Here is a 25,669-nt window from a genome sequence, read left to right on the forward strand (position 1 = left end):
ATAAAGAAAAATGACAAACACTTTCTCACCACACACAACTTGAGAAAACGTTAAATAAAATTTTATGAAACCACAAGTTTTTAAACAAGTGATAAAAATGGCCAATGGGCCAGATATCACCATTGAGACCGGTGCTCTTGCAAAACAGGCACACGGATCGGTTGTAGTGCGCTGCGGCGACGCTATGTTATTAGGTACTGTAGTATCTGGTTACTCTTCAACGGGAATGGATTTCCTACCTCTTACTGTAGATTTTAGAGAAAAATTTGCTGCGGCAGGTAAATACCCAGGCGGATTCTTTAAACGTGAAGCACGTCCTAATGACGGTGAGGTACTTACTATGAGATTAGTAGACCGTGTATTACGTCCACTATTTCCTAAGGACTACCACAATGAAGTGCAAGTGATGATTCAATTAATGTCACACGATAAAAACGTAATGCCTGATGCACTAGCAGGATTAGCTGCGAGTACTGCATTACAATTATCTGACATTCCTTTTGAATGCCCGATTTCTGAAGTGCGTGTAGGACGTATTGACGGCGAGTTTATCATAAACCCAAGTTTTGAACAACTAGAGGAAAGTGATCTTGACATGATGATAGGTGCGAGTGCCGATAGTGTGATGATGGTTGAAGGAGAAATGGATGAAATCTCTGAAGAAGAAATGATCGCAGCTATTAAAGCAGCACATGAAGCTATCAAGGAACAATGCGAGGCTCAAAAAGCACTAGTAGAACAAGTAGGTGGTAAGAAGGAAACTCGTGAGTATGAAGGCGAGGATGAAGATGCTGATATCGAGGCTAAAGTAGCTGAGTTTACTTATGACAAGGTTTATGATATTGCCAAACAAGGTAGTGGTAAGCGAGAGCGTTCAACTGCCTTTGGTGAAATTAAAGAGGCTTTATTTGAAACTTTTGATGAAGAAACGGTAGAAGAAAAAGGAAAATTAATTTCTAAATATTTCAATAAAACCCACAAAAAAGCAGTACGCGATGTGTTGCTTAAGGAAGGTGTGCGTCTTGACGGTCGTAAAACTACTGATATTCGTGATATTTGGTGTGAGATCGACTATTTACCATCTACTCATGGTAGTGCCATTTTTACACGTGGAGAAACTCAAGCGCTTGCAACAGTAACACTAGGAACTTCACGCGATGCAAATGTGATAGACATGGCGTCTCAAGAAGGTGAAGAGCGTTTCTATTTACACTACAATTTCCCGCCATTCTCAACTGGTGAGGCTCGTCCACTACGTGGGACATCTCGTCGTGAGATAGGACACGGTAACCTTGCTCAACGTGCACTTAAAGGAATGATCCCAGAGGATTGTCCATATACTGTGCGTGTTGTAAGTGAAGTATTAGAATCTAATGGTTCTTCTTCCATGGCAACTGTTTGTGCTGGTACTATGGCAATTATGGATGCTGGTATTGAAATGAAAAAGCCGGTTTCTGGTATTGCGATGGGATTGATAAGCGATGGAGATGATTATGCAGTTTTATCTGATATTCTAGGTGATGAAGATCACTTAGGTGATATGGACTTTAAAGTAACAGGTACAGAAGATGGTATCACTGCTTGCCAGATGGATATTAAGATTAAAGGTCTTTCTTATGAGATCCTTACCAATGCTTTAATGCAAGCACGTGATGGTCGTATGCATATTTTAGGTAAACTTACCGATACGATTGCTACTCCAGCTGATGATGTGAAGCCACACGCTCCTAAGATGGAATCTATGGAGATAGAAGGAAAGTACATAGGTGCTGTTATCGGACCTGGTGGAAAGATTATCCAGGAAATGCAAAAGGAAACAGATACGGTTATCAATATTGAAGAGGTTGATGATAAAGGTGTTATCGAAATTGCTGGTACAGACCGCGATAAAATCAATGCTGCTATTGAGCGTATCAAAAACATCATCTTTGAACCTGAAGTAGGCTCGGTTTACGAGGTGAAAGTGGTTAAGATGCTTGAATTTGGTGCGGTAGTAGAATTTGCTCCTGGAAAGGAAACCTTATTACACGTAAGTGAATTTGATTACAAACGTATTGAAGATCCATCAACTGTTTTAAGTGTAGGAGATGTTCTAGATGTTAAGTATTTAGGAATAGACCCTAGAACTAAAAAACAAAAGGTATCTCGTAAAGCATTAATGCCTAAGCCAGAAGGTTGGGAAGAGCGTCCACGTCGCAGCAACAATAACGATAGGCGTAACAACGACCGCCGTAGCGGTGGTAGACGTGATGACCGTCGTGGTAACGACAGACGTCGCGATGACCGACCACGTCGTGATAATGACAACAACGAGAATAAATCTGAAGATTAATTCACAAGTTTATAATGTAAAAATGCCTCTTGAGAAATCGAGAGGCATTTTTTATAAAAATGAATATTAATTATAAGTTATTATTCTTTCTATTCTTTCTTACTGCTCTATAAACAAGGACAGCTACAATAACGATTACAGCGATTAGAAATAGCTGCCATGAAAAAAGTTTTAAATCCATAATTAACAATTTAAACTAATTGAATAACATACACTCTCTTTCCATACTGTACCGATACCTTGAAAAAACAGCAAATAGTCAACTGTTCCACAAACCGTAGCTGAACTACAATTCATATTCGATTCACCTTGTGTATATCCTAAACCAAATGTAAAGCCAGACCAATATCCACTAATACCTGAAATACAACCGTCACTAACAGAAACATCAAAATTCAAAGAAGCTAACCCAGATGATGCCGCCTGACCAGTGTATATTCCATTAGCACATCCTTCTGTTTGAACAGGACTGGGATTTTGAATTTGATTTAATTGTTCTTCAATAAAACTTCTCATTTCTTTTTCTGTTTCAAAATGAATTGTATTTTCTGGATCTATAGTTTCATCAACAATTAACTCAATTCCAAAATCTTCTTCAATACTTTCAATAGTTTCTATAGCACTTGAAGATTTTTCTAAGAAATTTTGCTCTTCTGAATTTGTTTCTAATACTTGCTCGTCATCACTACAAGAATTAAAGGTTAAACAAAAACTCACAAGGAGTAGTGGTAATAATTTAAAATGTTTTTTCATTATATATTAATAATTAATTATGCTTACTCATATCGCTTTTCGGCTTCCTCGTTTAAAGGGAATTTTGATTTGCAAATCTTCTCAAAGCAAAAAAAAAAAAATAGTTACAGGCAAGTGTTTAGCAGCATCTTAATAATATGTTTGCAACATTTTAACTTGCTGTATATCTTTTGTTAAAATGGTTTAAAATTTTATCTTTTTAAATTTAAACAGATTGTTTCTACATGAAAACAGCTATGTTAAAATTTTAGAGTGGTCATTACAAAATGATTTTATAGTGCTGTGCTTTCGCGAAAGCGAAATCAATACCCTAACTTTGCATAACCTTTAAAACTTAGTAATGTCCAAACGTATCGCCCCATCTATTCTAGCAGCAGATTTTGCAAACCTTCAACGTGATGTTGAAATGATTAATTCTAGTGACGCAGACTGGTTTCACATAGACATCATGGATGGTGTTTTTGTTCCTAATATTTCTTTTGGAATGCCCGTGCTACGTGATATCGTAAAGCACGCCACAAAAACTATAGATACACATTTGATGATCGTTGATCCAGACCGTTATGTGAAAACCTTTGCCGATTTAGGTTGTGATTACCTTACCGTTCATTATGAGGCGTGTACACACTTACACAGAACACTTCAACTTATAAAATCTCACGGTATGAAAGCTGGTGTAGCACTTAATCCACATACTAGTGTTCATTTACTTACAGATACCATTCAGGATATTGATATGGTTTGTTTGATGAGTGTGAATCCAGGTTTTGGAGGACAAAGCTTTATTGAAAATACTTATGATAAAGTAACCCAGCTCAAAAAAATTATTGATGCTAAAGGTGCTGAAACCTTGATTGAAATCGATGGTGGCGTGACGGATAAAAACGCAAAGCAATTAATCGATGCTGGTGCCGATGTGTTAGTAGCTGGTAGCTATGTATTCAAAAGCGAAAATCCTACCCAAACTATCGCAGGTCTTAAGAAAATTATAGAGAAGTAATTTTTTTAAGATTACTCTGTAAATAGTCCTTGAAAGTAGCCATTATCTTTGTGCTATGGAAGAGGTATTGTATGATATAATTATTATTGGGGCAGGACCCATAGGTATTGCTTGTGCCTTAAAAGCAAAGAAGGAAGGATTATCTTATTTAGTTCTAGAAAAAGGACCGCTCGTAAACTCTTTGTATAATTATCCTGCTAACATGCAGTTTTTTTCAACTAGTGAAAAGCTTGAGATTGAAGAGATCCCGTTTATTTCAAAAGAAGCAAAACCTAGTAAGCAAGAAGCATTAGAATATTATAGAAGAATTGCTACCTCAAACCAACTGGACATTCATTTATTTGAAGAGGTCGTCGATGTTAAAAAGAAAGTTGATTTTGAAGTAATTACTTCAAGGAAAACCTATTTGTCAAGACAATTGATAATTGCAACTGGCTTTTTTGATATTCCTAATTTATTAAAAGTTCCAGGAGAAGAGCTTCCTAAGGTAACCCATTATTACAATGATCCTCACTTGTACGCTTTTCAAAATGTGGTGGTTATTGGTGCTAGTAATAGTGCGGTTGATGCAGCTCTTGAAATTTATAGAAAAGGAGGTAAGGTAACCATGCTAGTCCGAGGAGACTCCATAGGAGAACGAGTAAAGTATTGGGTTAAACCTGATATAGAAAATAGGATCAAAGAAGGAGCTATAACTGTTTTTTACAATTCTGAAGTTGAAAAAATCACACCGAATTTGGTATTTTTCAAACATAACGGAGTTATAAAAAGTATAGAAAATGATTTTGTTGTTGCTCTAACGGGTTATCTGCCCAATTTTAGTTTCTTAAAAAGCCTGGGTGTTGAACTTACAGGAAAATATTTAATACCTAGCTACGATCCTAAAACAATGGAAACTAATGTAGCTGGTATATACCTCGCTGGTGTTATTTGCGGCGGAAAGGAAACACATAAGTGGTTCATAGAGAATAGTAGGGTTCATGCAGAAATGATTATTTCTGATATAATGGAAAAAGGTTAAAACCTAATAAAGAATTTCTAAACTGGAATATGTCAAAATTCTTTACTGTTTATTAAGAATTATTTAAACAGGAATTGTGGTTGCCCAACTTTTAAATAACAGTACTTTTGCAAAAAATTTGAATAAATCGAGATGGAATTTTTAACAGCTTTTGATTTTAAAGAGACGTTTACTGCAGCAATGATTTTATTTGCTGTAATAGATATAATTGGTAGTATACCGATTATTGTTGATTTGCGTCGCAAGGTGGGACATGTTCAAAGTGAAAAGGCGAGTATAGTAGCTGGTATCTTAATGATTGTTTTTATGTTTGTAGGAGAGAGCATGCTTAACCTTATTGGAATTGATGTAAATTCATTTGCTGTTGCAGGTGCTTTCATTATTTTCTTTATTGCATTAGAGATGATATTAGGAATACAGCTGTATAAAGATGATGCTCCTGAAACAGCAGCAATTATTCCTATAGCCTTTCCTCTCATTGCCGGTGCTGGTACTTTAACATCTGTTCTGTCATTGCGATCGGAATACAGTGGGATTAATATTATCGTGGCAATTGTATTGAATATTGCTTTTGTTTATCTAGTGCTGAAGAATTCTGGAAGAATTGAAAAGGTTATAGGAAAACAAGGTATCAACGTAGTACGTAAAATTTTTGGAGTTATATTATTAGCGATAGCTGTGAAGCTTTTTGCGACCAATATAAAAGAACTATTTATTTAAAATATCATGAAGCTATTCTGTAAAATAATGATGATCATCGCTGGTGCAAGCGCTTTATTTAATGTGTTTAAATTAGATTTTAACCAGCCATTTAATGGAGATAGTCAAATTGCCGTAATAAGTATTATCGCAGCTTTATGTGTAGTAGTACTTATGTGGATAATGCTTACTTCTCTTAAAATTAAAGAAAAAAGTAAGGCCTAATTTGACTTTGCGTGTAATTGTAAAACCTTTTTAATCATATTATCTTCCTGATTAATCAGTTTTACCTTAAGCTGAGTTCCAAAAAGCTGTTCGGCAATAGAGCTTTTTATGATCAAAGAAATTTCATTCCTATATCCAGGTAATTTTATACTGGTATTATAAAGTTGAGCAAACTGTATGAAATTCTCCATGACAGGTTCAGGAACTTCATACTCTTCCAAAAACTCTTGTTTGGATAGGTTGAACAAATAGGCGCCGTCTTCTTGTAAATACATGTTTGTAAAACGATCGGCAAAACCAGTTCTAGCAAAATAATCTAAGGTTTGAAGAATGTATCCATCTGGACTAGGAACAAAAACGTCCGGAACAATACCGCCACCACCATAAACGACTTTGCCTCCTGGAGTAATTCTTTTCAATGAATCGTTCACTTCAATATTTGATTCATCGATTAACTCACCATTTTGGTATCTATTAATGTATTCATTAAAATAAGCTTCTTTACCCATATCATAAGGTCGTTGAATACTACGTCCAGTAGGAGTATAATAACGAGCCACTGTTAACCGTACAGAGCTGCCGTCACCTAACTTCATTTCCTGTTGAACTAGACCTTTACCAAAACTTCTACGACCTACAATAATACCAATATCATTATCTTGTAAGGCACCTGCAACAATTTCACTTGCGCTAGCACTATTTTCATTGATAAGGATGTAGACCTCTCTATCTTCAAAATCACCATCGTCAGTGGCATAGCTGTCAATTCGTTTATTATTGCGATCTTTTTGAAACAAAATGAGTTTATCTTCTTGTAAAAACTCATCGGCTATGTGAGTCGCCGCAGTAAGTATTCCTCCAGGATTGTCTCTTAAATCTAAAACTAAGGATGTTGCACCAGCTTTTTTTACTGTTTCGATAGCTTGATCAAATTCCTCTATTGTATTTTCAGCAAAACGATTGACTTTAATATAGCCTAAATCTGAGCTTAACATATAAGCGGCATCTACACTACGTAGCGCAACTTTACCTCTAGTCACTGGAATTTGAAGTAATTCCTGATCTCCTGGTCGCAATACTCCTAGTGTTATCCTTGTACCGTCTTTTCCCTTAAGAATACTGGAATCTGTACCATTTTCTCCATATAATTTGCGTCCATCGGCGGTAAGAATTTTATCACCGCTACGTATTCCAGCCTCGTCACTAGGTCCATCTTTAAAGACTTGAGTTACAGATATCGTGTCGTTGTTTACAAAAAATTTGATTCCAATCCCTACAAAATCACCTCTCATATCGTTGTGTACAGCCTCTGCACGGTCACTAGGTATATAAACTGAATGTGGATCTAGATTTTGCATGATACCCAGTACCGTAGCATCAACAATGCTATCTGTATCGATATCGTCCACATACTTATTTTCTATTAAATCAATTAATCGATTTAATTTTTGCCTGGATGAATTGTTACTTGCTAGATACCTGCCATTAGTAACATCATTAATATAATGCCCTAATAAAATTCCAGCAGCAAAAAACACTCCTAGGAAAATGGGTAAGTACAAGTACGTTTTTTTCATTAAGTTAATTCAGTGATTCGTTCTACTGTAACGCCAGCACGCTCCAAAAATTTTACTCCGCTTTGATCTTTATAAGCTTCTATAAACACTACACGTTTTATACCACTTTGATGAATTAGCTTGCTGCAATCTTTACAAGGTGACATGGTAATATAAAGTGTTGCACCTTGACAACTTTGTGTTGATGCTGCTACTTTTAGAATAGCGTTAGCCTCTGCATGTAACACATACCATTTTGTATATCCTTCTTCATCCTCACAAAAATTCTCAAAACCACTAGGCGTTCCATTATATCCGTCGCTTATAATCATGCGATCTTTCACTATAAGAGCTCCTACTTGTCGTCTTTTGCAATAGGATAATTTGGCCCATTCCTGTGCCATTTTCAAATAAGCAACGTCGTATTTGTGCTGTTTGTTAGTGTTATTCATGCAAACTTGATTAGACAGGCTTTGTTAATAGGTTTACGCTTTCGCGAAAGCGATAAAATGTTAAGGTTTATTGCAAAAAACATGATCGGCTTACCACATCCATCTTTCAATAAGCATCGGGATTACAATACCGAAAATAATGGCGCTTATAATTTGCACCCAATCCTTTTTACTAAACCTAAATAGACCAGTAAATATAAAGTTTAAAATCAATACGATAAGCACTATCACTAATTGAGCTAGCTCAATTCCTAGAGCAAACTCTAATAACATGAGAAAATCATTATCTGCTCCAGCTGCTAGCATTTTGTATTCACCTGCAAAACCAAAACCATGTACTAATCCAAAAAATAAAGTAATTATTATGGTAACCCAATGTGCCTGGTCTCTATGTCTTTTACCAGCGGTAAAGATGTTGTATAAAGCTGCGATAGCGATGGTAACTGGGATAAGAAATTCTATATAGGCAGATTTTACACTCACGCCACCATATGCTACTAGGAATAGAGATAGAGTATGTCCTATTGTAAATGCGGTTACCAACCAGAGTAATTTTTTCCAGCTATTGAATAAATAAGGAACTGCTAACAAGGTTATGAATAAAATATGATCATAAGCGCGTAGATCTAGAACATGTTCAAAACCTTCTGTAACATATAGTATAAAATCGTTCATAATTATTTTTGGGGATTTGGTCAAAAATAAAATCTAATTATAAAAAAGTAGACAGTTTGCTGTAAAATTCTAAGTAGGAATTATCATTCGTGTGTAATTTTATTTTCTTATCTTTTGACTACTTTAAACAGCCATGCCATTTTGCTAGAACAAGTTAAAATATCTCGTGCTATTTTAAGCCTTATAATCGGTGTGTTATCATGTGTTCTTTGTAATAGTCAAGAGCTTGATAGCATTTATGAGGTTAAGAATACCTATACCCCTTATCAATTAGATTCTATTTTAAGTAGGTCTACCGATTATTTTAAAACGGGTCAATATAAAAAGTCTTTTGAACTCAATCAATTTGCCTTACGACATGCGTTGCATGCAAAAGATCTAGATGCTATAAGCCGTAGCTATAATTATCTAGGGTTTGATTACTTGCAATTAAGAGATACTGTGCGTGCTACCGAAAATTTCAAAAAGTCGGCTCAATATTCTAAACAGTTAAATAACGATGGTGCTACTGCCGATTCCTATGTGGATCTAGCTAATGTTTATTCTCTACAAATGAAAACATTAGAAATGGCCGAAGATTATTATAAACAAGCTATTGAAATTTATGAACGCATAGGTGATATAAATGGCTTGGAATACGCTATGTATAACTATGCTGATTATTTGATTGATGTTGAGCGATGGGATGAGTTTAGCAAGATCGTATTGCAATTTGAGGATAAAGAGATTTTCCCTGAAGGTGTTTCTGATGACTATAAAGCATTAGTTAAAAATTTTATTGGTATTCATTACTGTAAAAAAGGAAAGACTAGTGAAGCAGAAAAATACTTTCTGGAAGGTATTAAGATAACAGAAGCGCAAAACAATTCATCTGAAAAGGAAATGCTCCTTCAATCTTATTCTGTTTGTTTATTAGAAAATAATAAACTTCAACAGGCTGCCATTATTCAAGATCAGTATATTGAAACATTAAAAACAAATCAGACTAATTTCATAGAACAAGAAACAGCAAAGCTGGCGCAAAAATATAAGGTAGAGGAATACCAGCGTGAACTAGATAAAACTCGATTACAAAAACAACTGCAGGAAGAACAAATAAAAAATAGAACCATACTTAACTATGTTCTTTTTGGTCTTGTAGCGGTTGCTCTTTTGATAATTTTAATTCTAGCAAGTAATTTTTATAAACGTAAAAGAATAATTAAACAGCTTAGAAAGAAAAACCACGCCTATCTAATCGAAAAGAAAAAGGCAGAAGATCTAGCTGAAGTTAAAAATAACTTTTTCTCAACTGTGAGTCATGAATTACGTACACCGCTTTACGGAGTAATAGGTTTAAGTTCGATCTTGTCTGAAAATAATAAAGATGCATCGCTCTCTAGTGATTTAGAGTCTTTAAAGTTTTCTGCTGATTATCTTCTAGCTTTGGTGAACAACGTTCTAGAAATTAATAGAATAGACCATAATAAAATTGAAGATGAAGAAACGGTATTTTCAATCCGTGATTTGGTAGAGAAGATTATTAAAACCTTTGAATACTTAAAACGACAAAATAACAACACTCTAAATTCTATCATACCTGACAACCTACCTCATCGAGTAAAAGGTAACCCTACACGATTATCCCAAATATTAATGAACCTACTGGGAAATGCTAATAAGTTTACTGAAAATGGAAGTATTGTTGTTGAGTTAGAATCAATGAGAAATAATGGAGTAGCTCACATAACTTTTAAAGTTAAAGATAGCGGTACAGGTATATCAAAAGAAAGGCAACAAGAAATTTTTGAAGAGTTTAAACAAGGTGATGCTCATAGTAATCTTTATCAAGGTACTGGTTTAGGATTACCTATAGTGAAGCGACTACTAGATCTTTCAGGTAGTGAAATCAAATTAAACAGTGTTGAAGGAATAGGGTCTACATTTTACTTTTCTCTTGATTTTGAAATTGCTACTTCAAGCATTCATGAAGGAAGCACAACGCCTATCGTGCTTGAAAATGTATTGAAAGGACTTAATATCCTAGTTGCCGAGGACAATAAAATCAATCAAATGGTAACTAGGAAAATTCTAGAAAAGGTTGGTGTACAATGTTCTGTAGTTGAAAATGGAGCTTTGGCAATTGATTTTTATAAAAACAATCCTGTAGATCTAATTTTAATGGATGTTAATATGCCTGTTATGGATGGTATAACAGCAACCCAAAATATTAGAAAAATTAGTGACGTGCCTATAATAGCTTTGACGGCTGTTGAAATTGAAGAAGCTCGTGAGCGTATTTATTCCTCTGGGATGAATGATATAATCATAAAGCCATATGACATAAAGGAGCTGAAAAATAAGATAGCAACTACAATAATAAGTTATCGTAGTTCAAAATAGACGACCTTTGCTCTCCTTTTAAATTATCAAGAATAAAAAAATTGGGTTACAAAAAGACAAAGAAAAACAAAGCTATCGATAAAGGGGTAACAGCTAAAAAGCATCTAGGACAACACTTTCTTAAAGATGAAACAGTGGCTATAAGAATAGCTGATGTCTTGAGCTACAATGGATATGATGAGGTGCTCGAAATCGGTCCTGGAACAGGTGTACTTACCAAACATGTTATAAGAAAGGGTATTAAGGTAACAGCCTTAGAATTGGATAGTGAGTCAGTAGTTTATCTTAAACATAGTTTTAGACTAGAACATCCCAAAGTTGTCAATGAAGATAACTTTGCTGTAATTGAGGCCGATTTCTTAAAAAAGGATTTGAATGAAATTTATTGTAATAAGCCCTTTGCTATCGTTGGTAATTTTCCTTACAACATAAGTACTCAAATTGTTTTTAAAGCTATTGAAAATCGAGATCAAGTCATAGAATTTGGTGGAATGTTTCAAAAGGAAGTAGCAGAACGTGTGTGTGCTCAACACGGCTCTAAAACATATGGTATTTTATCCGTATTATCGCAAGCCTATTATCATGCGCAGTATTTATTTACCGTAGGTAGTGAGGTATTTAATCCACCACCAAAAGTTCAAAGTGGTGTTTTAATCTTGACACGTAAAGATGATTATGATCGTTTGCCATGCTCTTATAGCACCTTAAGAAGAGTGGTAAAACTCGCTTTTCAACAACGCCGTAAAACATTGCGTAATACATTAAAATCATTGCAATTACCTGATGAAATTCGTGAACAAGAAATTTTTAGTCTTAGACCAGAGCAAATTTCTGTTCAACAATTCATAGAACTGGCTACAAAGATTGAGCAATTGTCAAACAACAAGTAAAAGGGTCTTGTAATCCTCAATCTCATTAAGGTATATTTGCATTATAAGCCTCATTATTATGCAATTTACAATTAGCACCGAGTTTTTGGATAAGATACGTTCACTCATCGAACAAGACCATAAAGATGAGTTGCGTGCGCTGTTAAGTGAGTTGCACTTTGCCGATGTGGCAGAGATTATTGACGAACTCAATCTAGATGAGGCCGTATTTATCATAAAACTTCTTGACTCTGAGAAAACTTCTGAGGCTCTTATGGAACTCGATGAGGACCAACGAGAGCGCATCATCAATGCCCTTTCACCTAAAGAAATCGCCGGTGAGCTTGAAGAAATGGATACCGATGACGCTGCAGATATTCTTAGCGAGCTTTCTGAAGAAGTAGCACAAGAGGTTATCAATGAGATCGAGGATGAACAACATGCTGAGGATATCGTAGAGTTACTGCGCTACGATGAAAATAGTGCAGGTGGACTTATGGCAAAGGAGCTCATTAAGGTTAATGAAAACTGGAGCGTGACTGGCTGTTTAAGTGAAATGCGTGCACAAGGTGAGAATGTTACTAGAGTTCATAGTATTTATGTTGTCGATAATGCCAATAAATTAAAGGGAAGATTATCTCTTAAAGATTTGATTACCGCACCAGATAATGCCCCTATAAAAGATGTGTATATACCAAAAGTTGATTTTGTCAATGTACACACAACAGGTGAAGAGGTCGCACGATTAATGCGTAAATATGATCTAGAAGCTATACCGGTGGTTGATGAACTTAACCGTTTAGTAGGTCGTATTACCATTGACGATATTGTAGACTTTATTACAGAAGAGGCTGAAAAGGATTACCAGTTAGCCAGTGGTATATCACAAGATGTAGAGGCAAACGATAGTATTTGGGATTTGACCAAAGCACGATTACCATGGTTAGTACTAGGACTAATGGGTGGAATAGGAGCCGCTGCAATCATGGAAGGTTTTGAGGCAGATCTGGAAAATAATGCAGTACTCTACTTTTTTACACCGCTTATAGCCGCCATGGCTGGTAATGTAGGTGTTCAATCCAGCGCGATTATCGTACAAGGTATCGCAAATGACGATTTAAAAGGTAGTATAGGTAACCGTTTGATAAAAGAAGTGCTTCTAGCAATGCTTAATGGTTTTATTTTGGCTATTTTGTTATTAGCTTATACCATAGCTACACAGCAAAGTATTTTAACCTGTATCGCAATTTCAGTATCTTTATTTTCAGTGATAATAGTCGCTGGTTTAGTAGGGACATTTGTGCCATTAGCCTTACACAAAAAAGGAATTGACCCAGCGATAGCAACAGGACCATTTATAACCACTAGTAACGATATTTTTGGAATATTAATCTATTTTATGATTGCCAAAGCTATTATCGGGATATAATAGAAGTGTAATTATTACGCTTTCGCGAAAGCGTAATCACCATCTAGCAATTAGAAATATGAAAGCAGCAAGTGCCAAAGAAATAAGGGATGAGCTCAAATCCAGGTCTGAGGATGATTTGAGACAAGTCATTCAACGCCTTGCCAGATTTAAAAAAGAAAATAAAGAGCTACTTACCTACATTCTCTTTGAAGCAGACTATGAGCAGGGATACGTTGACAGGATTAAAGCCTATATTGATGAAAAGGTACTAGAAGTAAACACGTCAAATCTTTATTACGGTAAAAAGAACATACGCAAGCTACTCAAAGAAGTAAAAAAATTCATCAGATATTCTGGAAATAAAGAAACCGAGGTTCAATTACTGATCCATTTTGTATACGCACTTAGAGAGAATGTTCCTAAAGTTTTTAATTCAAAAGTGATAAGAGATTTAGTGGCTAGGCAAATAACCTTAATTAAGGTGCGTATTTCTACACTTCATGAAGATTTACAATTCGATTATGAGCAAGAGCTTAATATGATCGAACTTTAGTTTTAGCAAAGTTTTTTATACTTAATTGCGGTATTGCTTTATACTTGTAGTGATGAAGGAACAAAACGCAGCATTACTTATTTTTACTCGTAATCCAGAATTGGGTAAAGGTAAACGTAGACTAGCAGCTACAATTGGAGATCAAGCTACTCTAGAAGTTTATAAGTTTTTACTCAACCATACCAAAACTATTACAGAACCATTGAAAGTGGTCAAACAAGTCTGGTATTCTGAAAAAATTCATGAAAACGACATTTGGCCTGATGATGTGTTTAAAAAGCATGTACAGGTAAAGGGTGATCTGGGAATAAAGATGAGTGCAGCTTTTGAAAAGGCTCTCAAAGAGTACGATCGAGTTGTGATTATAGGCAGTGATTTGTACGATCTATCTTCTCAAGACCTTAATCTAGCCTTTGAAACACTTAATACTCATGATGCTGTAATAGGACCAGCCACTGATGGTGGATATTACTTATTGGGTTTTAATAAAAATATCCCAAAAGGAATTTTTGAAGACAAGCAATGGGGAACTGGTACAGTTTATGAAGACACCATCAGAGATCTTAAGAAATTAAATTATGCTACCTTAGAACCGCGTAATGATGTCGATTATTACGAGGATATAAAAGATGTTCAAGCATTTCAACCATTTTTAAAAAATATAGATGTTAAGTAAGAAACAATTAGAAAATTCAGTTAAGTATCTAGAAGAACTAGGATTTGACAAGCCTGAAGTAGGAATTGTGTTAGGAACTGGTCTAGGTCAATTAGTTGATAAAATTGAACAACCCGTTGTTGCTCATTATAATAACATACCGTCATTTCCTTTAGCTACTGTTGAGTTTCATACAGGAAAACTGATATACGGTACAATGGGAGGAAAAAAAGTCGTTGTTATGCAAGGACGTTTTCATTTGTATGAAGGTTATGATTTTATGGATATCACCTATCCAATAAGAGTAATGAATGAGCTAGGAATTAAAAACTTACTGATATCAAATGCTGCCGGTGCTGTAAATCTTAATATGAAAAAGGGTGACATGATGTTAATTGATGATCATATCAATTTACAAGGTGGCAGCCCATTGGCATTTAAAAATGTAGGAGAGTTTGGTGAGCGATTTGTAGATATGAGTGCACCCTATGATAAACAGATGTGCGCTAAGATTAAAGATATCGCTAGTAGTAAGAAAATAACTTTACATACTGGTGTTTATGCCAGTGTGGTCGGACCACAATTAGAAACTAGAGCAGAATATCGTATGCTCAAAATTCTAGGTGCCGATGCCGTAGGAATGAGTACGGTCCCAGAAGTTATCGTTGCAAATCATTTAGGACTACCTGTTGTTGCAGTATCTGTTCTTACAGATGAATGCGATCCAGATAACCTACAGCCAATCAATGTTCCAGAAATTATAGAAGTGGCAGGAAAAGCGGAGCCTAAAATGGTAGAGCTTTTCAAGAGCTTAATTGAATCGTTGTAAAGTCAAAAAAAGGTTTGTGACATTATTGTGAACTCATTTTCATTACTTGCGTTAAAAATTTGAAGTCATGAAGTATATATTGATACACTTGTTTTTTCTTTTAGGTACTTGTAATGTGAGTAATGACCTTTTAGTACAAGAATTTGAATCTCGTCAATCGGTTTCACCTGTAGATCATTCGGTATTTGATAACTTGTTACGCACTTATGTGAATCAAGAAGGACTTGTAGATTATCAGGGTTGGAAGAAGGATAAGATTAAACTAGACGAATATTTAGTTTATCTAGGTAACCACAAACCTAGTTCAAGTTGGGATAAAAAGAGCACCTTGGCTTACTATATTAATTTATACAATGCGGCAGCAGTGCAACTGATTTTGGAAAATAATATGCCGGAAAGTATTAAGGATATTGGTGGCACTTTTAATTCAGTGTGGAATAAGGAATATATCTCGATTAAAGGGGAAAAGTATTCACTTAATGACATTGAAAAAGGTATACTTTTAAAAATGGGCGATCCGCGGGTACATTTTGCCATAAACTGCGCTAGTTATTCTTGTCCCAAATTACAGAATCGCGCTTTTACTAAAGATAATTTGGAAGAATTGATGGAAAAAGGAGCTCGTGAATTTATTAACTCATCAAAAAATGACATTTCAAGAGATAAGGTCTCTTTAAGCAAAATTTTCAAATGGTATAAAGATGATTTTACTTCAAAAGAGTTAGGTCTGATTGATTACCTCAACAAATACAGTACGGTAAAGATTAATAAAAATGCTTCCATAGATTATAAGGATTACAATTGGAAGCTTAATAAACAATAGTATATAATGATAAGTATAATTGTTCCAGTATTGAATGAAGAAAAGGGAATAATTTCACTTCTTCAATATTTGGAACAATCTTCAAGCGATTCTAGACAGCTTGAAATATTGATTGTAGACGGCGGCAGTACTGATAGAACTCCAGTATTAATTGAAGAGTACCGACTATCGACTAATTGTTTTAAAGCAGTAACCTTGTTGCATTCAAAAAAGGGTCGAAGTAAACAAATGCATCATGGAGCGCAGCATGCACAAGGTTCCATCCTTTACTTCCTTCATGCAGATTCTTATCCACCTATAAAATTTGACCAATTAATTATTGACGCAGTAAATAGAAATCAAAAAGCGGGATGTTTTAGAATGAAGTTTGATAATCCCAATTGGTGGTTGTTCCTTATGGGTTGGTTTACAAGGTTTTCTTGGAAAGTGTCTCGCGGTGGTGACCAGTCTCAATTTATATGCAATAAGATGTACACTAAAATTGGTGGTTATGACACAAGTTTACCAATTTACGAGGACTACGATCTTATCAATAAGCTATATGCTATAAACTGTTATACGGTTTTACCACAAGTTCTTACTACTAGTTCTAGACGGTATAAGGATGTAGGTATCTTTAAATTGCAATGGTATTACTTGAATATCTATTACCGCAAGTGGCGAGGTGATAGCATCCAGCAATTGCACGAATATTATCTAAAATATTGTGACTAGTTCTTTGTAAGCTCATGGAACAAAGTCTCAAGATCTCGATTAAGCTTATTCAAGGATAGAATTTTTAATCCATTATCATGTGCAAAATCAAAAACTGCGCTGCGCATGTCTTCATGGGTGTAAAAGCTTAGCAAGTATTTGAATCCTGAAAGTTCTTTTACTTCTCGTACTTTTTTAATCTCAGAAAGTAGCTCCACTTCTACGCGGTAGTCAAATTCCACTTCAATTTCTTGATTCGAGTCACCTTTCAAGTTTTTCAGTAAATCATCGGCAACTATATTGCCTTTATTGATGATGATTACACGGTCACACATGGCTTCAACTTCTTGCATGATATGAGTAGAAAGAAGAATAGTAGTAGTCTTACCAACCTTACGTATCAATTCTCTTATTTCTACTAATTGATTGGGATCAAGACCAGTAGTAGGCTCATCTAGTATTAATACCTTAGGTTTATGTAACAAGGCATGAGCGAGTCCTACACGTTGCTTATATCCTTTAGAAAGCTCTTTTATTTTTTTACCTGCATGAGTGGTCAAACCTGTTTCCTTGATCACCTCGTCTATTCGTTCTTTTGCATTCTTCACCTTATAAACATCTGCGGTAAATTTCAAATATTCACGCACATACATATCAGGGTACAAGGGATTATGCTCAGGTAAATATCCTATAGAGCTTTGAACTTGTCTCGCTGCGGTCTTCACATCATGATCGTTAACTAATACCTCACCATCGTCCGCATTTAGATAAGTGGTGATTATACGCATCATGGTAGATTTACCAGCGCCATTAGGTCCTAGAAACCCAACTATTTCGCCTGATTTAATCGTAAAACTTACTTGGTTTAGTGCTTTTTGCGTACCGTAATGTTTAGTAACTTTTCTTACTTCTATTGACATAAGGTAAAGATAAAGAAAGAACGTTATTACGCTTTCGCGAAAGCATTATATTTTTTATTCACCTAGTTATCAAGGTTAATTTTTTCTCATTTTTAAATATTTACTTGATTTTTAATAATTCTGTATTACTTTTACCATCAATTATGAACAACAATCATTTCTGGTACGGATATTACTTTTACCCAAAAGGGTAACAGGACCGTGTGGAAATAATCTAATATATCTAAGTCCTGACCCTTTTAAGTCAGGACTTTTTTTATTGGGTCATTTTTCAATCAGATTAACTTTTTAAAACTTCACTCAAGTAAGTGAAATAAGAATTTAGAAATTATCATGCTAGTTGCAGCAAATAGATTAAATAATGTCAAAGAATACTACTTCTCTCAAAAATTGAAAGAAGTTCGAGAACTACTAGCATCTGGCAAGCCTGTTATAAATGCAGGAATTGGTAGCCCAGATTTATTGCCGCCGCAAGAGGTTGTTAATGCCATCAGTCAGGCTGTTAAAGAACCTCATGCAAATAAATATCAGAGTTATTTAGGTCTTCCCGAATTAAGATCTGCTATGGCTCAATTTTATGAAAGCCACTATGGAGTGTGTGTGAATCCCGACGGTCAAGTATTACCACTCATGGGTAGCAAGGAAGGAATTATGCACATCTCCTTGGCTTTCTTAAATTCTGGTGATCAGGTTCTTGTACCTGATCCTGGTTATCCAACTTACTCTGCGGTTGCTCAGTTGTGTGAAGCTCAGGCAATACCATACACTCTAAAAAAAGAGTGTGGTTATCAACCAGAATTTGACCAATTAGAAAAATTAGATCTATCAAAGGTAAAAATTATGTGGGTAAACTATCCACACATGCCTACAGGAGCTAGGGCTACTCGTGATGTTTTTGAAAAATTGATTGCTTTTGGTAAAAGACATAACATACTCATTGTAAATGATAACCCATACAGTCTTATAGGATATGAACGACCATTGAGTATAATGAAAATTGAAGGTGTTTCCAATGGTATTATCGAGCTTAATTCATTAAGCAAATCTTTCAATATGGCAGGATGGCGAGTAGGAATGATGATAGCGAGTAAGGAGTTAATAAATCAGGTTCTAAAGGTCAAAACCAATATGGATAGCGGTATGTTTTACGGTATTCAACAAGGCGCAATTACCGCTCTTAGAACTTCGAAATATTGGTTACAAAAGCAAAATCATACTTATGCATCCAGAAGAGTTTTGATGGAAGAATTTGCTAGATCTCTAGATTGCAGGCCTATTAATAAAGAAGGTGGTATGTTTTTATGGTGTGCATTGCCACAAGGTAAAAAGGATTCATTGTCTTTTGTGGATGAGGTTCTTGCTAGATATGATGTGTTTATTGCACCTGGAGATATTTTTGGTAATGAAGGTAAAGGACATGTTCGTTTTTCTCTTTGTGTTCCCGAGGATCAAATAAAAACAATGTTGAATCGCACACTAATGACCGTATGATTAATAAAATAGCAGTGATAGGCGTCGGGTTAATAGGAGGTTCGATAGTAAGGGATTGTAAGAAAAAATGGCCTAATTTAGAATGTACAGGGATTGATATTAATCCAAAGAATATAAGCAAGGCTGTTGAGCTAGGTTGGGTTGATAAACAAGGATCCATCAACGACTTGCAAAACATGGATGTGGTGATAATCTCCATACCAGTAAATGCAATAGAAAATGAGCTCAAGGATATTCTAGATCGTATATCGCCAAATACCTTGGTAATGGATACGGGTTCTACAAAAAATGCCATTTGTAAATCAGTAGAAAATCATAAAAACAGACATCAATTTCTAGCAGCCCATCCTATTGCAGGTACCGAGTATTCGGGTCCAGATGCGGCTTTAGAAGGTCTCTTTATAGACAAAACCATGATTGTTTGTGAAATTGAGAAAACACAATTTAAATTACAAAATAGAGCCAAAGAAATTTTTGAAACTTTAAAGTGTAACGTGCGTTACATGACACCACTCGCACATGATAAGCATATCGCCTATGTTTCACATCTTTCCCATATCTCCAGCTTCATGCTGGGTAAAACAGTTATGCAGGAAGAGGAAAGTGAACGAGATATTTTTGATCTAGCAGGTAGTGGTTTTGAAAGTACTGTAAGACTAGCAAAAAGTTCGCCAGCTATGTGGACAGCTATTTTTTCTCAAAACAAAGAGCACGTTATAGCTAGTTTAGATAGGTATGTAGAAAATTTATCACGCTTTCGCGAAAGCATAATCAACAACGACACTACTACCATGTATAAAGAGTTAGAGTCGACAAATAGAATAAAAAATATATTAGAAGGAATAAAAAATGGAGAATAAGAAAGAATTTAAAAGTTGGTTAGAAGGCCATAACTTACCGCATCCACTAGTGATTGCAGGACCATGTAGTGCCGAAACTGAAGAGCAAGTTTTGAAAATTGCTCATGAATTAAAAGATAGTGATGTGACCTATTACCGCGCCGGTATATGGAAGCCGCGCACAAGACCTGGGAATTTTGAAGGAGTAGGAGCAATAGGTCTTAAATGGTTACAACGAGTAAAAGAAGAAACAGGACTATTAACCGCAACCGAAGTAGCTAATCGCAATCACGTGGAACTAGCACTAGAACACGATATTGATATGCTTTGGATAGGAGCCCGATCAACAGTGAGTCCATTTATAGTGCAAGAAATTGCCGATGCTCTAGAAGGTACAGATAAAGTAGTGCTTATAAAAAATCCGGTCAATCCAGATTTAGCATTATGGATAGGAGCAGTTGAGCGTATTCACAATGCAGGTATCAATAAATTGGGAGTGATTCATAGAGGATTTTCTACCTATGACAAATCTAAATATAGAAATAATCCAGAATGGCAAATTGCAGTAGACTTTCAAACTAGGTTTCCAGATATACCTTTAATTAATGACCCTTCTCACATTACAGGTAAACGAGATATGATATTTGATGTATCACAGACTGCGCTTGATTTGAATTTTGATGGCTTGATGATTGAAACGCATCACACGCCAGATAAGGCATGGAGCGATGCGGCCCAACAAGTTACTCCAGATACCCTTAAACAAATCTTTAAAGATTTGAGAATAAGAAAAACAAGCGATAACGAAGCAGTGTACAAACAAGAACTCAGTCAATTAAGAGCTCAAATCGATGTTGTCGATCAAGACTTAATTGAAACCATGGGTAGACGTATGAAAATAGCCGACTCTATAGGTGCTCTTAAAAAGGAACGTAACGTAGCAATTCTTCAATCAAAAAGGTGGAACGAGATCTTAGGAAGAATGATCTTACTAGGTGAAGAACAAGGCTTGAGTGAAGAATTCATTCTTAAGGTATTCAAAGCTGTACATCAAGAATCAATTGCACATCAAGAGAAAGTGATTAAAGCAGAATAAATAAGCTTATAAACAAGATATAACATTGTGAACTTGTAAATTTGTGAAAATCACTTAAGAAAACACATGACAGGAACGGTCTATCGATCTACAGGAAGTTGGTATGAGGTGAAATCTCATGAAAACCAACAATTTTATAACTGTAGAATCAAGGGTAAATTTAGAATTCAAGGAATAAAAAGTACCAATCCTGTTGCGGTAGGCGATATAGTTGAATTTGATATTGAACAAAAGGGTGATGAAGAAGTAGGTATCATTCACGATATACATGATAGAGAAAACTATATCATTAGAAAATCGGTGAATTTGAGTAAACAAACTCATATTATCGCTGCCAATGTTGATCAAGTTTTCTTACTCGTGACCTTAAATAATCCGCCTACTTACACCTCATTTATTGATAGGTTTCTAGCTGCGGCACAAGCTTACGATATTCCCGTAGTTTTGCTTTTCAACAAAGTAGATACGTACAGTGATGATCAACAAGAAGCAACTATAGATCTAGAGACAGGTGAAGAAGTGACCACAATGACCGAGCTCGATCAAGTAAGATATTTGATGTTTATGTACAAGTCTATAGGATATGAATGCCTGGCAATAAGTGCTCAAACAGGAAAAAATATTGATCAATTAAAGAAGTTGATGAAGGGTAAAACTAGCATGTTTGCCGGTCACAGTGGTGCAGGTAAAAGTTCCACTGCAAATGCTATAGAGCCACAGCTTGATCTAAAGACAAAAATTATATCTGAACAGCATAAACAAGGTCAACACACGACAACTTTTGCCCAAATGTTTGATCTAGAGTTAGATGGTCGTTTGATCGACACGCCAGGGATAAAAGGCTTTGGAATTGTTGATATGGAGCCAGAGGAAATAGGAGATTATTTCAAAGAGATTTTTGCCCTCAAACAAAATTGTAAATTCAATAACTGTTTGCATGTTGAAGAGCCTAAATGCGCGGTGAAAGAAGCAGTGGAGAACGGCGAGATTTTTGAAAGCAGATATCAAAGCTATTTAAGCATGATCACTGGTGAGGACGATCAACACTATAGAGTTGATAAATATCAAAATTAAAATCCTTTCCTATTATGAAAGCTGTATTACAACGTGTTGATCATGCTAGCGTTACTATCAATAATGAAGTTCATAATGAGATAGGTAAAGGTTTACTCATATTTTTAGGAATAACACAATTAGATACTCAAGAGGATATTGAATATTTAGTAAAGAAAATTCTTAATATGCGTATTTTCTCAGATGGCGACGGTAAGATGAATTTAAGCCTTCTTGACACAATTGGTGAAGTTTTGGTGATATCCCAGTTCACACTTTATGCATCTACAAAAAAAGGGAATCGCCCCAGTTTTATTAACGCAGCAAGACCCGATATCGCTATATCGTTATATGAAAGATTTAAAAAAGAATTGGAGAAAGCGTATTATTCTGATGTGAATAATTCCGCTTTCGCGAAAGCGAACTTTAAAACATCACCTATAAAATCTGGAGTCTTTGGCGCCGACATGAGAGTAAGCTTAATAAATGATGGCCCAGTGACGATAGTAATAGATAGTAAAAATAAATAACCATGTCAATTAAACAATCACAACAGCAAGTAGATGAGTGGATTAAAAATCACGGTGTTCGATATTTTAATGAACTTACCAATATGGCTCAACTTACTGAGGAAGTAGGTGAAGTAGCTAGAATAATTGCTAGACGATACGGTGAACAAAGTGAGAAGGAAAGTGATAAAAACAAGGATCTAGGTGAGGAACTTGCAGATGTTCTGTTTGTTGTACTATGTCTTGCAAACCAAACCGGTACTGATCTAGAAGATGCCTTCAATAAAAAACTAAAAATAAAGACTGAAAGAGATCACGATAGGCACCATAATAATGAAAAATTAAAATGATAGCATTTAAGTTACATAAATGCGACCATCCAGATACTGATAAATTATTCAAAATTACAGGATCAAAAAGCGAGAGTAATAGATGGTTGATATTACAATCCTTGTTTAGTGATCTTGTTTTAAATAACCTATCAAATAGTGATGATACACGTTATTTAAGAAAGGCACTAGATTCTACAGATCATATTCTAGATATAGGTCATGCGGGAACGGCTATGCGTTTTGGAACTGCGTTATTTGCTTCTCAAGCAGGTAAGTCGGTAGTGATTACAGGTAGTGATCGTATGAAAGAGAGACCAATAGGAATTTTGGTTAACGCATTACAATCTATTGGAGCTCAAATTACGTACCTAAATAAGGAAGGATATCCACCTCTTGAAATTACAGGAAAAAAACTAAAAGGAGGAACAGTAACCTTACAAGCAAATGTAAGTAGTCAATATATTACTGCTTTATGTTTAATTGCACCAGTATTAGAAAACGGTCTTGAAATCGAACTTATAGGTGAGGTTACCTCTAGACCTTATATAGAAATGACCTTGTCTATTTTAAAGAAAATAGGGTGTGATATCCAATGGGACGAGAATTTTGATGATAATGTTGAAAAAATAAGTATTCAACCTATAAAAAACATTGGTAAACTATCTCAAACAGTCGAATCAGATTGGAGTAGCACTGGATATTGGTATACTTGGGTCGCTTTTCAAAACATTGGGTATAAAATTTCCTTGGAATCCTTCTACAGCGATTCTATGCAAGGTGATAGTAAACTACAGGATATTTATAAAAAATTTGGAGTAGAGACTAGTTTTGAAGGGAATAACCTAGTTTTAACTAAGACCTCAGACACGATAGATCAACAACTTCATTTTGATTTAACGGAGCAGCCTGATCAGGCGCAAACTATTTTTGTAACCTGTTTAGGTTTAGGGATAAATGTTGAACTCACAGGATTACACACTCTCAAAATTAAAGAAACAGATAGGATAGAAGCAATGAAGGAAGTGGGATCACGCTTTCGCGAAAGCGTAATTACCACCACATCCGATTCTATTAAACTCATTCTGCCTCACAACAGTAAATTGTTACATGAATTTGTAGTTGATACTTATCACGATCATAGAATGGCACTTTCATTTGCTCCATTGTGCAAGTTTACTGACGTTCAAATTAATGATCCAATGGTAGTCACAAAGAGTTACCCAAGCTATTATGAGCATCTAAAATCAATAAATGTGTCGATTACAGAAATTTAAGAGTTATTTTGCTTGACAAGGCCTATCTCGAAATTGTATATTTGTATTAAATTCAAAATTAGTTAAATGAAGTTATCGAATTTCGGTTATAATCTACCACAGGATCGTATTGCACAATACCCTGAAGAAAATAGAGATGAGTCTAAACTCATGGTCTTGCACAGAAAATCTGGAAAGATAGAACATAAACTTTTTAAGGATGTAATCGATTATTTTGATGAAAAGGATGTCTTTGTAATGAACGATACAAAGGTGTTTCCTGCAAGATTATACGGTAACAAGGAGAAAACAGGTGCTCGTATAGAGGTTTTCTTGTTGCGTGAACTTAATCCTACTACCAAACTTTGGGATGTGCTAGTAGATCCTGCTCGTAAAATTAGAATAGGTAATAAATTATACTTTACTGAGGACGATAGTCTAGTAGCTGAGGTAATTGATAATACTACTAGTCGTGGTAGAACATTGAGATTTTTGTTTGATGGTACCTATGAAGAATTCAGAAAGAAATTAAAAGATCTAGGAGAAACACCATTACCTAGAGAACTGGAGCGTGATGTAGAGGAAAACGATGAAGAACGTTACCAAACGATCTTTGCACAAAATGAAGGTGCTGTCGCAGCACCTGTAGCTGGTCTGCACTTTTCTAAGCATTTGTTGAAGCGCATGGAGATTAAAGGTATTGACGTTGCAAATGTTACCATGCATATTGGATTAGGTACATTTGCTCCTGTTGAGGTCGAGGATCTTTCAAAGCATAAAATGGATAGCGAGCAGGCGTTTATTTCACAAGCTACCTGTGATGCTGTAAATGAAGCTATCGATAATAAACGTAATGTAGTTGCTGTTGGTACAACAACTATGCGCACACTAGAAAGTTCTGTGAGTAGTGATGGTCACCTTAATACATACGACGGTTGGACAAGTAAATTTATTTTTCCACCGTATGATTTTAGTATTGCAACAGCTATGATAACCAACTTTCATCCTCCTAAATCTACTTTAATGATGCAGGCGGCTGCTTTTGCTGGTTATGACTTTTTAAAGGAAGCTTATGATATCGCATTAAAAGAAGGTTACAGATTTAGTACCTACGGTGATGCAATGTTAATCATTGATTAATCGATAAAAATTATAAGAATTTACTTAAAAACCAGCCTATAAGGCTGGTTTTTCGTTTTATCACGGAATAATTAGCTTGATTATTATATTTTTAAGACCTCTTTAAAT

At 35.3% G+C, this 25,669-nt stretch carries 26 protein-coding genes; 21 read left to right on the forward strand and 5 right to left on the reverse strand.

Annotation, left to right across the window (positions count from 1 at the left end; genetic code table 11):
• Positions 1–64: 64 nt before the first annotated feature.
• Complete coding sequence (locus I5168_RS05290) at positions 65–2,332, forward strand: polyribonucleotide nucleotidyltransferase (RefSeq protein WP_338350786.1); 2,268 nt, start codon at positions 65–67, stop codon at positions 2,330–2,332.
• Positions 2,333–2,515: 183 nt separating this feature from the next.
• Here I5168_RS05290 and I5168_RS05295 read toward each other — a convergent pair whose 3' ends face one another.
• Entirely contained in the window at positions 2,516–3,085 is a 570-nt protein-coding gene (locus tag I5168_RS05295; protein WP_146104969.1) for a hypothetical protein, read from the reverse strand.
• Positions 3,086–3,425: 340 nt separating this feature from the next.
• Here I5168_RS05295 and rpe point away from each other — a divergent pair, with 340 nt between their 5' ends.
• The 4 genes from rpe to I5168_RS05315 all read left to right on the forward strand — a co-directional run bounded on the left by rpe (position 3,426) and on the right by I5168_RS05315 (position 6,030).
• Positions 3,426–4,085, forward strand: a complete 660-nt coding sequence (gene rpe, locus I5168_RS05300) for a ribulose-phosphate 3-epimerase (RefSeq protein ID WP_105018029.1) — start codon at positions 3,426–3,428, stop codon at positions 4,083–4,085.
• Between the two features lie 55 nt (positions 4,086–4,140).
• Positions 4,141–5,106, forward strand: coding sequence for a YpdA family putative bacillithiol disulfide reductase (locus I5168_RS05305; RefSeq protein ID WP_431472622.1), 966 nt, complete (start codon positions 4,141–4,143; stop codon positions 5,104–5,106).
• Between the two features lie 132 nt (positions 5,107–5,238).
• On the forward strand, positions 5,239–5,826 hold the full coding sequence (locus I5168_RS05310; RefSeq protein WP_042279549.1) for a MarC family protein: 588 nt from the start codon (positions 5,239–5,241) through the stop codon (positions 5,824–5,826).
• A 6-nt stretch (positions 5,827–5,832) separates the two neighbouring features.
• Positions 5,833–6,030: a hypothetical protein gene (locus I5168_RS05315; protein WP_060523720.1), complete on the forward strand. Its 198-nt coding sequence runs from the start codon at positions 5,833–5,835 to the stop codon at positions 6,028–6,030.
• Here the strand turns inward: I5168_RS05315 and I5168_RS05320 are convergent.
• From I5168_RS05320 to I5168_RS05330, 3 genes are all read right to left on the reverse strand, one after another.
• Positions 6,027–7,607: a S41 family peptidase gene (locus tag I5168_RS05320; RefSeq protein ID WP_431472623.1), complete on the reverse strand. Its 1,581-nt coding sequence runs from the start codon at positions 7,605–7,607 to the stop codon at positions 6,027–6,029. The genes I5168_RS05315 and I5168_RS05320 overlap by 4 nt on opposite strands.
• A complete protein-coding gene (locus tag I5168_RS05325) occupies positions 7,607–8,038 on the reverse strand; it encodes a deoxycytidylate deaminase (protein WP_042279552.1) in 432 nt (143 codons plus the stop codon). The genes I5168_RS05320 and I5168_RS05325 overlap by 1 nt, the downstream gene beginning before the upstream one ends.
• Before the next feature lie 90 nt (positions 8,039–8,128).
• The gene (locus tag I5168_RS05330; RefSeq protein ID WP_042279553.1) at positions 8,129–8,713 is read right to left on the reverse strand and encodes a HupE/UreJ family protein; all 585 of its coding nucleotides are present in this window, start codon (positions 8,711–8,713) and stop codon (positions 8,129–8,131) included.
• A gap of 114 nt (positions 8,714–8,827) precedes the next feature.
• On the opposite strand from I5168_RS05330, the gene I5168_RS05335 reads away from it, so the two are divergent.
• The 8 genes from I5168_RS05335 (at position 8,828) to I5168_RS05370 (ending at position 16,949) form a co-directional block, all read left to right on the forward strand.
• The gene (locus I5168_RS05335; RefSeq protein ID WP_431472624.1) at positions 8,828–11,095 is read left to right on the forward strand and encodes a response regulator; all 2,268 of its coding nucleotides are present in this window, start codon (positions 8,828–8,830) and stop codon (positions 11,093–11,095) included.
• Positions 11,096–11,136: 41 nt separating this feature from the next.
• Positions 11,137–11,985, forward strand: a complete 849-nt coding sequence (gene rsmA / locus I5168_RS05340) for a 16S rRNA (adenine(1518)-N(6)/adenine(1519)-N(6))-dimethyltransferase RsmA (RefSeq protein WP_431472625.1) — start codon at positions 11,137–11,139, stop codon at positions 11,983–11,985.
• A gap of 58 nt (positions 11,986–12,043) precedes the next feature.
• Positions 12,044–13,393 (forward strand): magnesium transporter, encoded by a 1,350-nt coding sequence (mgtE, locus tag I5168_RS05345; protein WP_060523728.1) that lies wholly within the window; start codon positions 12,044–12,046, stop codon positions 13,391–13,393.
• The gene (locus tag I5168_RS05350) at positions 13,368–13,928 is read left to right on the forward strand and encodes a hypothetical protein (protein WP_317043036.1); all 561 of its coding nucleotides are present in this window, start codon (positions 13,368–13,370) and stop codon (positions 13,926–13,928) included. Before mgtE ends, I5168_RS05350 begins: the two co-directional genes overlap by 26 nt.
• A gap of 52 nt (positions 13,929–13,980) precedes the next feature.
• Positions 13,981–14,604: a TIGR04282 family arsenosugar biosynthesis glycosyltransferase gene (locus I5168_RS05355; protein WP_105018034.1), complete on the forward strand. Its 624-nt coding sequence runs from the start codon at positions 13,981–13,983 to the stop codon at positions 14,602–14,604.
• A complete protein-coding gene (locus I5168_RS05360) occupies positions 14,594–15,412 on the forward strand; it encodes a purine-nucleoside phosphorylase (RefSeq protein WP_105018035.1) in 819 nt (272 codons plus the stop codon). Before I5168_RS05355 ends, I5168_RS05360 begins: the two co-directional genes overlap by 11 nt.
• 67 nt (positions 15,413–15,479) lie before the next feature.
• A complete protein-coding gene (locus I5168_RS05365) occupies positions 15,480–16,235 on the forward strand; it encodes a DUF547 domain-containing protein (protein WP_431472626.1) in 756 nt (251 codons plus the stop codon).
• Between the two features lie 6 nt (positions 16,236–16,241).
• The gene (locus I5168_RS05370; protein ID WP_431472627.1) at positions 16,242–16,949 is read left to right on the forward strand and encodes a TIGR04283 family arsenosugar biosynthesis glycosyltransferase; all 708 of its coding nucleotides are present in this window, start codon (positions 16,242–16,244) and stop codon (positions 16,947–16,949) included.
• On the opposite strand, the gene gldA is transcribed toward I5168_RS05370, so the two are convergent.
• Positions 16,946–17,848, reverse strand: a complete 903-nt coding sequence (gene gldA, locus I5168_RS05375) for a gliding motility-associated ABC transporter ATP-binding subunit GldA (protein WP_167342616.1) — start codon at positions 17,846–17,848, stop codon at positions 16,946–16,948. The two genes, I5168_RS05370 and gldA, sit on opposite strands and share 4 nt — an antisense overlap.
• Before the next feature lie 333 nt (positions 17,849–18,181).
• Here gldA and I5168_RS05380 point away from each other — a divergent pair, with 333 nt between their 5' ends.
• From I5168_RS05380 to queA, 8 genes are all read left to right on the forward strand, one after another.
• Positions 18,182–19,339 (forward strand): pyridoxal phosphate-dependent aminotransferase, encoded by a 1,158-nt coding sequence (locus tag I5168_RS05380; protein WP_431472628.1) that lies wholly within the window; start codon positions 18,182–18,184, stop codon positions 19,337–19,339.
• Positions 19,336–20,199, forward strand: coding sequence for a prephenate dehydrogenase (locus tag I5168_RS05385; protein ID WP_431472629.1), 864 nt, complete (start codon positions 19,336–19,338; stop codon positions 20,197–20,199). The genes I5168_RS05380 and I5168_RS05385 overlap by 4 nt, the downstream gene beginning before the upstream one ends.
• A complete protein-coding gene (locus I5168_RS05390; RefSeq protein WP_105018040.1) occupies positions 20,189–21,274 on the forward strand; it encodes a bifunctional 3-deoxy-7-phosphoheptulonate synthase/chorismate mutase type II in 1,086 nt (361 codons plus the stop codon). The genes I5168_RS05385 and I5168_RS05390 overlap by 11 nt, the downstream gene beginning before the upstream one ends.
• Before the next feature lie 66 nt (positions 21,275–21,340).
• Positions 21,341–22,348, forward strand: coding sequence for a ribosome small subunit-dependent GTPase A (gene rsgA, locus I5168_RS05395; protein WP_431472630.1), 1,008 nt, complete (start codon positions 21,341–21,343; stop codon positions 22,346–22,348).
• 14 nt (positions 22,349–22,362) lie between these two features.
• Entirely contained in the window at positions 22,363–22,857 is a 495-nt protein-coding gene (dtd, locus tag I5168_RS05400; RefSeq protein WP_431472631.1) for a D-aminoacyl-tRNA deacylase, read from the forward strand.
• Between the two features lie 2 nt (positions 22,858–22,859).
• Positions 22,860–23,186, forward strand: coding sequence for a nucleotide pyrophosphohydrolase (locus I5168_RS05405; protein ID WP_042279574.1), 327 nt, complete (start codon positions 22,860–22,862; stop codon positions 23,184–23,186).
• Positions 23,183–24,442, forward strand: coding sequence for a 3-phosphoshikimate 1-carboxyvinyltransferase (locus I5168_RS05410; RefSeq protein ID WP_431472632.1), 1,260 nt, complete (start codon positions 23,183–23,185; stop codon positions 24,440–24,442). The genes I5168_RS05405 and I5168_RS05410 overlap by 4 nt, the downstream gene beginning before the upstream one ends.
• 66 nt (positions 24,443–24,508) lie before the next feature.
• The gene (queA, locus tag I5168_RS05415; protein ID WP_042279579.1) at positions 24,509–25,561 is read left to right on the forward strand and encodes a tRNA preQ1(34) S-adenosylmethionine ribosyltransferase-isomerase QueA; all 1,053 of its coding nucleotides are present in this window, start codon (positions 24,509–24,511) and stop codon (positions 25,559–25,561) included.
• Positions 25,562–25,669 lie beyond the last annotated feature (108 nt).

This window comes from Nonlabens sp. SCSIO 43208 (genome assembly GCF_050703575.1).
Taxonomy (GTDB): Bacteria; Bacteroidota; Bacteroidia; order Flavobacteriales; family Flavobacteriaceae; genus Nonlabens; species Nonlabens tegetincola.